Source organism: Flavobacterium tructae (assembly GCF_002217475.1).
Classification (GTDB): domain Bacteria; phylum Bacteroidota; class Bacteroidia; order Flavobacteriales; family Flavobacteriaceae; genus Flavobacterium; species Flavobacterium tructae.
This window is the reverse complement of record NZ_MUHH01000024.1, coordinates 48,622-61,392: the sequence shown is the minus strand read 5'-3', so window position 1 is coordinate 61,392 and position 12,771 is coordinate 48,622. Positions and strand designations below refer to the sequence as shown.

9 protein-coding genes are annotated in these 12,771 nt (G+C 34.4%); 6 read left to right on the top strand and 3 right to left on the bottom strand.

What is annotated here, in order from left to right:
• Positions 1 to 11 precede the first annotated feature (11 nt).
• Positions 12 to 506, bottom strand: coding sequence for a peptide-methionine (S)-S-oxide reductase MsrA (msrA, locus tag B0A80_RS11580; protein WP_070906643.1), 495 nt, complete (start codon positions 504 to 506; stop codon positions 12 to 14).
• A 192-nt stretch (positions 507 to 698) separates the two neighbouring features.
• Positions 699 to 1,097, bottom strand: coding sequence for an NUDIX hydrolase (locus tag B0A80_RS11575; protein ID WP_070906642.1), 399 nt, complete (start codon positions 1,095 to 1,097; stop codon positions 699 to 701).
• Between the two features lie 408 nt (positions 1,098 to 1,505).
• On the opposite strand from B0A80_RS11575, the gene dnaK reads away from it, so the two are divergent.
• The gene (gene dnaK, locus B0A80_RS11570; protein ID WP_017496558.1) at positions 1,506 to 3,389 is read left to right on the top strand and encodes a molecular chaperone DnaK; all 1,884 of its coding nucleotides are present in this window, start codon (positions 1,506 to 1,508) and stop codon (positions 3,387 to 3,389) included.
• Between the two features lie 272 nt (positions 3,390 to 3,661).
• Positions 3,662 to 4,216 (top strand): DUF6252 family protein, encoded by a 555-nt coding sequence (locus tag B0A80_RS11565; RefSeq protein ID WP_089077377.1) that lies wholly within the window; start codon positions 3,662 to 3,664, stop codon positions 4,214 to 4,216.
• A gap of 135 nt (positions 4,217 to 4,351) precedes the next feature.
• Here the strand turns inward: B0A80_RS11565 and B0A80_RS11560 are convergent, their stop codons facing one another.
• Positions 4,352 to 4,771, bottom strand: a complete 420-nt coding sequence (locus B0A80_RS11560) for a hypothetical protein (protein WP_233430740.1) — start codon at positions 4,769 to 4,771, stop codon at positions 4,352 to 4,354.
• Between the two features lie 369 nt (positions 4,772 to 5,140).
• Between B0A80_RS11560 and corA the strand changes: the two genes are divergently transcribed.
• The 4 genes from corA (at position 5,141) to B0A80_RS11540 (ending at position 12,538) form a co-directional block, all read left to right on the top strand.
• Positions 5,141 to 6,214 carry a magnesium/cobalt transporter CorA gene (gene corA / locus B0A80_RS11555; RefSeq protein WP_089077376.1) on the top strand — a complete coding sequence of 358 codons (1,074 nt, stop codon included), beginning with the start codon at positions 5,141 to 5,143 and terminating at the stop codon, positions 6,212 to 6,214.
• Positions 6,215 to 6,274: 60 nt separating this feature from the next.
• Complete coding sequence (gene pta / locus B0A80_RS11550; RefSeq protein WP_017496562.1) at positions 6,275 to 8,368, top strand: phosphate acetyltransferase; 2,094 nt, start codon at positions 6,275 to 6,277, stop codon at positions 8,366 to 8,368.
• A gap of 139 nt (positions 8,369 to 8,507) precedes the next feature.
• Entirely contained in the window at positions 8,508 to 9,692 is a 1,185-nt protein-coding gene (locus B0A80_RS11545) for an acetate/propionate family kinase (RefSeq protein ID WP_089077375.1), read from the top strand.
• A gap of 101 nt (positions 9,693 to 9,793) precedes the next feature.
• Positions 9,794 to 12,538: a helix-turn-helix and ligand-binding sensor domain-containing protein gene (locus tag B0A80_RS11540; RefSeq protein ID WP_089077404.1), complete on the top strand. Its 2,745-nt coding sequence runs from the start codon at positions 9,794 to 9,796 to the stop codon at positions 12,536 to 12,538.
• Positions 12,539 to 12,771 lie beyond the last annotated feature (233 nt).

Here is a 12,771-nt window from a genome sequence, read left to right as displayed (position 1 = left end):
ATGGTTTATGCTTAGAGTAAGAAACTCTCTTCAAATCTTTCAAAGTGACAGGTATAGCCATTTGGGTGTTTTTGCAGATAGTCCTGATGCTCCGGTTCAGCGGCCCAAAAAGTACTATAAGGCTCTAAAGTAGTGACTACAGTTTCTCCCCATTTTTTTGAAGTATCCACAAGATTAATGACTTCTTTGGCAATGGCCTTTTCCTCTTCGTTTTGATAAAAAATGGCAGAACGATAACTGGACCCCATATCATTACCCTGACGATCTATCGTAGTAGGATTGTGAATGCGGTAAAAATAGTCCAGAATCTCTCTAAAGTTTGTAACTTCAGGATCATAGGTCAGTTCTATTCCCTCAGCATGGCCGGGATGATTCCTGTAAGTTGGGTTTTCATTTTGTCCGCCAATATAACCTACTTCAGTATTTAAAATTCCCGGACGGGTTCTGAACAGTTCTTCCATTCCCCAGAAGCAGCCTCCTGCGATATATGCTTTTTTAGTTTCCATATTTTACAATTGTTATTGATGTGCTGAAATTTTAGTACTGCAATTTACTAAATATGGGAATAGTATTAATGCTAATTGTGTATGTTTCAGTTTGTCAATTGTTTGTGCTTTTTTTGATGCTTTGTCGGTTCTGTTATGGTTTTCTGAAACTGCAAAACAAAAAATTCTCTTCACCTAATCTTTAATTTTTGTTTAATTGATCCATCCGTTTTCTTTCAGATGCGTGAAGATAATTTTATCAACCTCTGAAATGATGTCCAGATCTTTATAATTTAACCATTTAATTTCGGCTATTTCATTGCTTTCCTTGGGTGTTCCGGTGTAATCTGCCTTGTAGCAGGTCATTTTTACGGTAATTCCATCTGCATGTCCGTCAGATTGTGCTTTGAAAGTTCCAACATATTCGATAGATTCCGGTAGAATTTCAACGCTTAGTTCTTCCTGGATTTCCCTGATTAAAGTTTGTTCATCAGTTTCGTTATCTTCTCTTTTTCCGCCCGGAATATAATATTTGTTTTTTCCTCTTGATTTAGTGCTTAGAATTTGGCCATTTTCGACTTTTATTAATGCGATTTTATCAATTTCGATCATCAGTTTGTTTTTTTATAATTTGTTAATGTTGCTTATTATTAATTTCTACTTTTAAGATGCTATCTTTAAAGCTTAAAAATCAATAAAAAAGAGAGAGTTGAATTTTGTTTGGTCAAAACGGGACTCTATTATTTTTCAAAAGTAGCATGTTTTGCTGTAAATAAGAGACTTGACGGGGCTTTTTATATTGCTGTTTTATGACTTAATGAATGATCAATTCCGTTAATAATGACATGTAAAGTACTGATATGCCACGTATGTCAGGTATTAAAAATGTCATGTTGTCAGATGATTATTGTCGTGCCAATAGTAAAACTGACAATTTACTTTGGTTTTTTATATTGGCACAAAGATTGACTTATGCCACCTGAGTTATAAAATGTATATCAAAAATTAAATATATAAAAAATGGGTAAAATAATCGGAATTGACTTAGGTACGACGAACTCTTGTGTTTCTGTAATGGAAGGTAACGAAGCAGTTGTTATCCCTAACGCAGAAGGAAAAAGAACTACACCATCTATCATCGCTTTTGTTGAAGGTGGAGAAATTAAAGTAGGTGATCCTGCAAAAAGACAAGCAGTAACGAATCCTACAAAAACGATTGCTTCTATTAAACGTTTTATGGGACACACTTTTGCTGAAACTCAAGAAGAGGCAAAAAGAGTTCCTTACAGTGTTGTAAAAGGTGACAACAATACTCCACGTGTGGATATTGACGGTCGTTTATACACTGCTCAGGAGTTGTCTGCAATGACACTTCAAAAAATGAAAAAAACTGCTGAAGACTATTTAGGTCAAACTGTAACTGAAGCGGTTATTACTGTTCCTGCTTACTTTAACGATGCACAACGTCAAGCTACTAAAGAAGCTGGAGAAATTGCTGGTCTTAAAGTTATGCGTATCATCAACGAGCCAACTGCTGCTGCACTTGCTTACGGATTAGATAAAAAAGGAACTGATCAAAAAATTGCTGTTTACGATTTAGGTGGAGGTACTTTTGATATCTCTGTTCTTGAATTAGGAGACGGTGTATTTGAAGTATTATCTACAAATGGTGATACTCACTTAGGTGGTGATGATTTTGACCAAGTTATTATTGACTGGTTAGCTGACGAATTCAAATCTGAAGAAGGAATTGATTTACGTTTAGACCCAATGTCATTACAACGTTTGAAAGAAGCTGCTGAGAAAGCTAAGATTGAATTATCATCTTCTGCTGAAACTGAAATCAACTTGCCATACGTAACGGCTACTGCTTCAGGACCAAAACACTTAGTGAAAAAATTATCAAGAGCTAAATTTGAGCAATTATCTGATACTTTAGTAAAACGTTCTATGGAGCCAGTTGCTAAAGCATTAAAAGATGCAGGTTTATCTACATCTGATATCGACGAAGTAATCCTTGTTGGAGGTTCTACTCGTATGCCAAGAATTGCTGACGAAGTAGAGAAATTCTTCGGTAAAAAAGCATCTAAAGGTGTTAACCCTGATGAGGTTGTTGCTATTGGAGCAGCTATTCAAGGTGGAGTTTTATCTGGAGATGTAAAAGATGTATTGTTACTTGACGTAACTCCTCTTTCTTTAGGTATCGAAACTATGGGTGGTGTATTGACTAAATTAATCGAGTCTAACACAACTATTCCAACTAAAAAATCTCAAGTATTCTCTACTGCTGCTGATTCTCAACCATCTGTTGAAATCCACGTATTACAAGGAGAAAGAGCTATGGCAGCTGATAACAAAACTATCGGTCGTTTCCACTTAGATGGTATTCCACCAGCACCAAGAGGAGTTCCTCAAATCGAGGTTACTTTTGATATCGATGCTAATGGTATCATCAAAGTTTCTGCAACTGATAAAGGAACTGGAAAATCTCACGATATCCGTATCGAAGCTTCTTCTGGTTTAACAGCTGAAGAAATCGAAAAAATGAAAAAAGACGCTGAAGCTAACGCTGATGCTGACAAAATTGCAAAAGAAAGAGCTGAGAAATTGAACGAAGCTGACAGTACTATCTTCCAAACTGAATCTCAATTGAAAGAGTTAGGAGATAAATTGACAGATGATCAAAAAACAGCTATCGAATATGCTTTAACTGAATTGAGAATGGCTCACCAATCTCAAGATCTTGATGCAATCCAAAAAGGATTAGACAATGTTAATGCAGCTTGGAAAACAGCTACAGAAGCAATGTACGCTCAAGGTGGTGAAGGGCAACAAGCAGCTCCACAACAAGAGCAATCTCAAGGAGATAACGTTGAAGACGTTGAATTCGAAGAAGTAAAATAATTCTTCTTTAAACAATAATGAAAACCGGGTCAGAAATGACCCGGTTTTTTTATTTAAACCCGACAGGTTTTTGAAACCTGTCGGGTTTGTTTTGTGGATTATATTAGGAAAATAGAGTTTCGAATTTCTTATATTGAATATTTAAAACGGACAGGTTTTTAAAACCTGTCCAGTTTTGCCGGAATTATTTGCTGCGAATGTGGTTTTACGTAAGTTTATTAGGGTTTTTAGTCTTTATTTTGGAAAAAAAATAATTTAAACGAACTCTCAACATGAAGAAAATTTTAAGCATTGGATTATTGACGTTATCAGTCTTGTTAACAGCTTGCAGTAGTGATGAAAATGATAAGAAGGATAATGGTAACTCTGTTTCGGCTACCATAAATGGTACAGCATGGAATGCAACCAAAATTAACAGTGTAACATTAATCAAAGTAAAAAGCGAAAAACAGCAACGTTTTGATATTAATATTCAGGATAATGCCCAAATGTTATCGCTAGCTTGTGTAAGCGAACTGACAACTGCTGATGCTATGCCAATAAAAGCTTATAACTTTGATGAAAATGCAGAAGATGAGGATAATATGAATGCTTTATTCATAAATACTTATTTAATTGATGGAAGTACTTTTACAGAACATTTTGTTCAGACTGGAAAGTTAACCATAACTTCGATGGATCCTGCTAATAAAACGGTATCCGGAACTTTTAGCTTTATGTCTAAAAAAGTAGGTTCGCTGCAGACTAAAGTTAATACTCCTGAAATTTTTGAAGTAAAAAACGGAACTTTTACAAACTTGTCTTATACTGTTATAACACAACCATAATTAGAATACTTTGTTTTGAAAAAACCGAGCCAGAAATGACTCGGTTTTTTTTATGGTTAGTGTTTAATTGTGTTGTATTGTTAATTTAAACCGAACAGATTTTTAAAACCTGTCCGGTTTGTTTATAGTATTACATTATGAATTAAGGAAATCTTCCAATGAAGTAAAATTTTCTTTTTGTTGATGCGAACTTTTTAAGTCTTCAATATCCTGAAACAATGAAATTACTTTTTCACGTTTTAGTTTTGTAGGTTTTTCAGAGATACAGGTTTGATAGGAACTCCAGGGGTATTCAATCGGGTGTTGGCAGAAGCCATGATTTACAGGGTTGTAATGGATGTATTTTATAACAGTTTGTAAGTAAGTTTCGTTATCAATTAGTTTTCGCTTAAAAGCTCGTTCAAATAATGCACCATGTCTATTGTATCCTTTATTGATTGCTTTTGTATAGGCATTAAACAAGTTTCCAAAGGATTGATGAGGGGCTATAATTCTTTTAATTTCGTAATCTTCGTGAGTATGAAGGATTTCTTCAAATGTTTTAATTCTAACCAATAAATGAAAATGATTTTTAAGCAGGCACCATGCAAAAGTTTCTGCGATTGGTTCAATATGTTTATTGTACAAATTGAGAAAATGCTCATGATTTCTATTTTCTTTAAAAATATTTTCGCTATTTATTCCTCATATTGTAAATATGATAGTATTTTCCAAATTCTAAAGGTTCTGTAATTTGCATGTTTATGTGTTATTTGCCAATCGTTTACGTTATCTAAACTAGACGGGTTTTTGAAACCTGTCGGGTTTAATTATTTAAAGTAGTAAAAATAGTACAATTTATAGTAATATAAGCTTGGCAAAATGACAATTGTCATTTCCCATTCCGAAACTTTTTTGTAATATTACTTTGTAAATCATTTTTGAATGAGAAAGATAAAATACAAGAAAGGCAGAAAGTTGCAGCATACAAGTCTGGAGTACACGGGCACACATAAAAGTCATGAAACAGAAATGCAGCTTTTTGTTTATAATGATACTGATATTGTTGAATATGAGAAATTTACGGTTTTGGCCATAAATTCATGTTTTGATTATACTAAAAATAATTGGCTGAATATTCACGGATTAAATGATATCGGTCTTATCAAAACAATCGGAGATCATTTTAAAGTAGATGATTTCTTATTGGCTGATATTTTAAATACAACCAAAAGAACCAAGTTGGAAGAACAAAAGGATATTTTATTTTTCAATATAAAATCGTTGTTGCCTTCAGAATATTCAGACGGTCTTAAGGTTGAACAGCTCAGTTTTATTTTAAAAGACGGAATACTGATTTCTTTCCAGGAAAAAAGAAGTGACTTCTTTACACACATACGTGAACGTTTGCGCACCCATGCCGGAATCGTAAGAACAAAAAAAGTCGATTATCTGCTTTATTTATTGCTGGATGCCGTAATGGAAAACTTTTATATTACAATTGAAGATGAAGAAGATAATATCGAAGAACTTATAGATTTAACCAAGAAAGGAGCAGATCCTGTTATTCTGGAAAAAATTGAAAATCATCGCGACAATTTTAATTTTTTAAAACGTTCTATCACTCCGCTTCGTGATTCACTTTATTATTTGAAGACCATTAAAGATGATGATGAAAATAATGGGCTTATTCAGAAAGAAACATTTAATTTTTTCATTAGACTGCATCAGAAAAGTTTAGAACTTCTGGAGCAGATTGAATCTGATATGAGTTCTTTAGAAAGTGCTTCCAATTTCTATTTTTCGGAGCAAAGCCGAAAAATGAATGAGATTATGAAAACCCTGACCATCATTTCAGCCATATTTATTCCGCTTACTTTTATTGTTGGGGTATACGGGATGAATTTCGAATATATGCCCGAACTGAAGGAAAGAAACGGCTATTTCATTGTCATGACAAGCATGTTTTTATTGGTGATAGCCTTAATCATTTATTTTAAAAAAAGGCGTTGGTTTTAACGTTTATTTATCGTTAAAAAATAGATTATATACGACATTTGTTGAGTTAATACATAAATTATGAGTAAAGCAATATATATAGCTACGAGCGATCAGAACAGCGGAAAATCAATTGTAACACTTGGTTTGATGAGTATTTTGATTGGTAAAACGGCTAAAGTGGGTTATTTCAGGCCTATCGTGGAAGATTTTGTGGATGGCGAGTTAGACAATCATATCGAAACAGTATTGTCACATTTTAATCTGGATATTAAATTTGAAGATGCCTTTGCGATCACCAAAAGCAAACTAATCAAGAAAAAGAATAAAGGGAAAATAGGAGAGGTTCTCGATTTGATTATCGAGAAATATAAGAAACTTGAAGAACGTTTTGACTTTGTCCTGGTAGAAGGAACAAGCTTTACCGGAGAAGGAACTTCAATCGAACTCGATTTGAATGTTTTGATTGCTAAAAACCTTGGGATTCCTACTATTATTATCGGATCAGGAGTTGGCAAAACTTTAGAAGAATTAGTAGACAGCCTGTATTTGGTTTATGATTCCTTTAAAGTGAAAGAAGTTGAGGTTTTATCGGTCATTGCCAATAAAGTACAACCGGAAAATATAGAATTGGTGACACAGGGATTGCAAAAAAGTTTGCCGACGAATGTGCTTATCAATACCATTCCGCTGATTTCAAGTTTGAACAATCCAACGATGCAGGAAATAGTCAATCAGCTTGATGCCAAAGTACTGTTTGGAGGTGCTTATCTGAACAATGAAATCGGGCATTTTAGTGTTGGAGCAATGCAATTGCACAATTATCTGGTCCATTTGCATGATAATGCGCTAGTGATTACTCCCGGAGATCGTTCGGATATTATCCTGGGAGCTTTACAAGCCAACGAATCGGCAAATTATCCAACAATATCCGGAATTATTCTAACCGGAAACATTGTTCCTGAAGAAAGTATTTTAAAACTTATCGAAGGTCTTTCATCTATCGTACCTATTATCGCAGTTGATGGCGGAACTTATGGTATCACGAACAAAATAGGATCTATCAGATCAGAAATCTACGCCAATAATACTCATAAAATAGAAACCTCAATCAGTACTTTCGAAAAGTATGTTGCCATGGATGATTTGTCTGAAAGGCTAATCACTTTTGAAGCAGAGGGAATGACACCAAAAATGTTTCAGTACAACATGGTGAAGAGAGCCAGACAGCACCGAAAGCATATTGTTTTACCCGAAGGAAACGACGAGAGAATTATCATCGCCGCTTCGAGATTGTTGTCGATGGATGTTGTCGATATTACGATCATTGGCGATAAAAAACAAATTGAAGGTAAGGTCAATGAGCTTGGAATTACATTGGATTTTTCTAAAATCAATATCATTAATCCGATAGAATCAGAACTTTATGAAGATTATGCCAACACTTATTATGAACTTCGTAAAGCCAAGAATATCAGCATTACTACCGCAAGAGATTTAATGGAAGACGTTTCTTATTTTGGAACGATGATGGTGTATAAAGGACATGCGGACGGAATGGTTTCAGGTGCTGCTCATACCACGCAGCATACTATTTTACCCGCTTTACAATTCATTAAAACCAAGCCCAATTCATCAGTAGTTTCGTCTGTGTTTTTTATGTGTTTAGAAGACAGAGTTTCTGTTTTTGGAGACTGTGCCATTAATCCAAATCCAACAGCAGAACAATTGGCAGAAATTGCCATTTCATCGGCAGAATCAAGCTCAGCTTTTGGAATTGAGCCTAAAATAGCCATGCTTTCTTATTCTTCCGGTTCTTCCGGAAAAGGAGATGAAGTTGATAAAGTAAGAACCGCAACTGAAATCGTAAAACAAAAACGTCCTGATTTAAAAATTGAAGGGCCAATTCAATACGATGCCGCTGTAGATCGTGCTGTCGGAAAAAGTAAAATGCCGGACTCTGAAGTAGCAGGGCAGGCGAGTGTGCTTATTTTTCCGGATTTAAATACAGGAAACAATACCTATAAAGCAGTTCAGCGTGAAACCGGAGCTTTGGCTATCGGCCCAATGTTACAAGGGTTAAACAAACCGGTAAACGATTTAAGCCGTGGCTGTACCGTAGATGATATCATCAATACCGTGGTAATCACTGCTATTCAGGCCCAAGGACTTTAATCAATTAAAAAACGTAAGTCAGGCTGAGCGGAGTCGAAGCCTTCTTTGTTTGCCCGGCCTTGGACTTCGCTCAGGGTGACATTAAAGCTAAAAACAGTAAAAAACTTAGAGACTCAGTCTCTTAGAATCTTAAAAAAAAATGAAAATACTTATCATAAACTCAGGAAGTTCTTCAATCAAATATCAATTAATGGTTATGCCTACAAATGAGGTAATTTGTACCGGTATGATTGACAGAATTGGATTGGAAACTTCAAATGTAATTTTCAAAACTTCGTCAAATACCATCGAAGAAACCCTACCGATTGCCAATCATAAGGTTGGTTTACAAAAAGTAGCCAATATGCTTTTAGATGCCGAAAAGGGAGTGATTAAATCGACTTCAGAAATTGCGGCGGTGGGTCATCGCGTGGTTCACGGAGGAAGTGCCTTTAGCGATACAGTGAAAATTGATGAAGCAGTAAAATTAAAAATCAAAGAACTTTTTGAACTGGCACCGCTACATAATCCTGCTAATTTGGAGGGTATTAATGTAGCAGAAGAAATCTTTAGTGATGCAGAGCAAATTGCAGTTTTTGATACTGCATTCCATCAAACTATGCCAGAAGTAGCTTATAAGTTTGCTATTCCAAATTATCTTTTAACAGAGCATAAAGTGCGTGTTTATGGTTTTCATGGAACCAGTCATAAATACGTTTCTGCAAAAGCAATTGATTATTTAGAAAAGAATTCCAAAATAATCACCATTCACTTAGGAAATGGCTGTAGTATGACTGCTGTTAAAGACGGGAAAAGTATCGATCATACCATGGGATTTTCTCCTTCAAATGGTCTTATCATGGGAACTCGTTCAGGAGATATTGATCAGTCGGTTATTTTTTATATGGTTAAGAATCTTGGGTATTCAGCTGATGAAGTAAACTCGATTTTATTGAAACAAAGTGGTATGCTTGGACTTACAGGCTACAGCGATTTGCGCGACATTGAAGCAGAAGCGGAAAAAGGAAATAAAGATTGTATATTGGCGCTGCAAATGAATGCCTACAGGATTCAAAAAACGATTGGTTCGTACGCGGCAGCTCTAAACGGTTTGGATGCAATTATTTTCACTGCGGGAATTGGAGAGAACTCCTCTTATATGCGCAAGCTGGTTTGTACTGATATGGATTATTTTGGAATTGAACTGGACGATGAAAAGAATCAGATTCGTTCTAAAGAAATCAGAGAGATTAACGTACCAAATTCAAAAGCAAAAATTTTGGTGATCCCTACAGATGAAGAATACGAAATTGCTCATCAGGTTTATCAGCTGCTTCAAAGCTAGAATAGACTTTATATTATAAGGAAAGCTTCTCTGTTGAGGAGCTTTTTTTATGCCATCAGATTCAATATTTGTCAGTATCTTTGAAGATAAAACCGAATATTTTGAAATCGATACTTCCTAAATTTATATTCTTCTTTTTCATTGCTTTTCAAATCCAGGCACAAGAATTACTTCCATTCGTAGAAAATTATAATAAATCTGATTACCAAGGTGACAATCAAATTTGGAATGTGGTTCAGGGTAATGATGATGCCATGTATTTTGCCAATAATCACTATTTATTGCGTTATGACGGTGTCATCTGGGAAAAGTATACATTACCTAATAAAACGATCATCCGTTCGATCATGATCGAAGGCGATAAGATCTATTCAGGCTCGTATAAAGAGTTTGGTTACTGGTACCGAAAAGGCGGAAAGATGCATTACGTTTCCATCACTAAAAAACTGCGTTTGTTTGACGAAAAGGACAATGAAGAGATTTGGAAAATTTTCAAGTTTAAAGGTTCCGTTTATTTCCAGTCTTTCAATGATGTTTTTATTTATGATGGAAAACACATTAAGAAAATCAAATTCCCTTTTCTAATATCCTATTGCTTTGTAGTGGATAATGATGTCTATGTTGCTTCAGTTGCAAAAGGCCTTTTCCGAATGGACGGTTCAAAAATAGCCAATCCGAAAGGTTGGAATGTTTTAAAAAAGACCGTAGTTCACGCTATTGAAAAGTACAAGAACGAGACGTTTATTTTTACACAGAAGAAAGGAATTTTTATTGTGGAAAAAGGAGGTTTAAGACCCTGGAATAATCCGTTGAATGAAGTTTTAAAATCGGCAACGATAAATGTTGCTAAGTTTATTAAAGGTAATAAACTGGTAGTAGGAACCGGGAACAGAGGTGTTTTTATCTACGACTTTCAAACGGATACCTATAAAAATATTAATCGGAATAATGTCTTGATGAATAATTCGGTATTAAGCATCGGTTTCGATAAAGAGAACGATTTATGGCTTGGTCTGGATAATGGTATTACGCATGTTGAAATCAACTCTCCGATTTCTTTCTTTTATGATAATTCAGGACTTCTGGGTTCTGTTTATTCTGTCGCAGCTATCGATAAAGGATATCTGATTGCTTCCAATCACGGAGTTTTCGAATTTGTTTCCGGTAAGTTTAATATGTTGCCTAATACACAGGGGCAGGCCTGGAATATTAGTAAAATTGGTACTAAGTATATTATAGGTCATAATGATGGAACTTTTTGTTACGAAAATGGTTCATTGGTTAAAATCAATAACAGAAGCGGAGGATGGAACTTGACAAAAAGCAGTATCAATAATACTTATTTTCAATCGACTTACAGCGGTGTTGTGGCTTATAATGATATTGCAGTACCTACTGAGAACAAAGTTATTAATGATCTTTCAAAACCTATAAAGTATGTGGCTCAGAATCAGAAAAATGAAATCTGGGCTGCAGATAATTACCGCGGATTGTATCGTGTATTGTACGATGATAACTATAAGACTAAAAAAGTTGAAAATATAACACAGCAGAGTAAAATTAAGAATGATTTTGGTGTAAAGATTTTTGAATTTAGAAATGAAATTCTTTTCCTAATCAATAATGTTTGGTATACCTATAATTCGATTAGCGGCAGTCTTGAAGAAAATGAGCTGTTTAATTCTAATTTTAAGAATATAAGTGATGTCGTTTCAATTGATGAAGATCATTTTGTAGTGCTTCAGAATGGAATATTGTACCATATATATGCAAAGGGCAATAAATTCATTTGGAACATTATTCAGGAGAAATATTATAAAGGTACCCTGATCAATGATAATTTGAGGATTTTTAAAACTCAGAACCATTATTTACTCAATCTTGATGATGGTTTTATATCGCTTCAGCTCACTTATGAAAACAAGCAAAATGCTAATGTAAAGATAGAAGCTTTTAATGATGGAAATCTTATATCAAATGAGGATAAGATCAAATACAACACTGAGATAAGAATAAATGTAATTTCCGGAATTTACGGAGCAAGTAAGCCTAATTTGTTTTATAAAATCAATAAAAACGGCGATTTCCTGCCAATTTCAGACGGACTGATCGTATTGAACAATTTAAGCAGTGGTTCACATGCTATAGTGGTTTACAAACATGATGGTGCGAGTTACGAAGAGGTAGCAGATTTTGATTTTAAAGTGGCAGAACCCTGGTATTTTTCATTCTGGATGATTTTACTGTATCTGCTTGTAGTGGGAGCGGTTTTATTTTTCTATTACAAGTGGAACAAGTTACGCTATATGCAAAAACTGAAATTACAGGCCGAAGAGTTAAAGCATCAGCGTGAAATTCTTGAAATGGAATTGAAAGCAGAGAATGAATTGAATGTTCAGGAGTATGAAAAACATATTTTGGAACTGGAACTGCAAACAAAATCCTCAGAAGTTGCCGGAAAATCATTGTCTATTGCCAAGCAAAGTGAAATGATTGATAACATTCAGAACATTTTGAATTCTGAAAAAGACTTCAATAAACTGAAGAGTGAAATTAAAAAGGCAATTAAAATCAATGAGGTGAACAAACATGAATGGGAGATTTTTGAAACCAATCTGAATCAGATTCACAATGAATTTATCATTAATCTTTCTAAAAAGTTTCCAAACTTAACTCCTAAGGATATAAAACTGTGTGTTTACCTTAAAATGAATCTTTCTTCCAAGGAAATTGCACCTATGATGAACATCTCTTTTAGGGGCGTAGAATTGCACAGATATCGTTTGAGAAAGAAATTAGGCCTTACTCAGGATGAAAACCTCTCAAAGTTTTTATTAAGTCTGTAAGATTGAGATTATTTTTTTAAATATCTTATATTTTTCTACTTCTTTTATTGTATAATTCTAATACATCATTACTACATCATAACGTTATGTTAATAAAATAAAATTAACATTTAATGTGTTGAAATTTAAACTTTTACATTCTGATTTTAACATAATGATGTAGCTATGTAGTAGTGGTATTTGATGTACTACAACGTTGTAATTGTTTAATTTGGCTCTACTAACTTAAACGA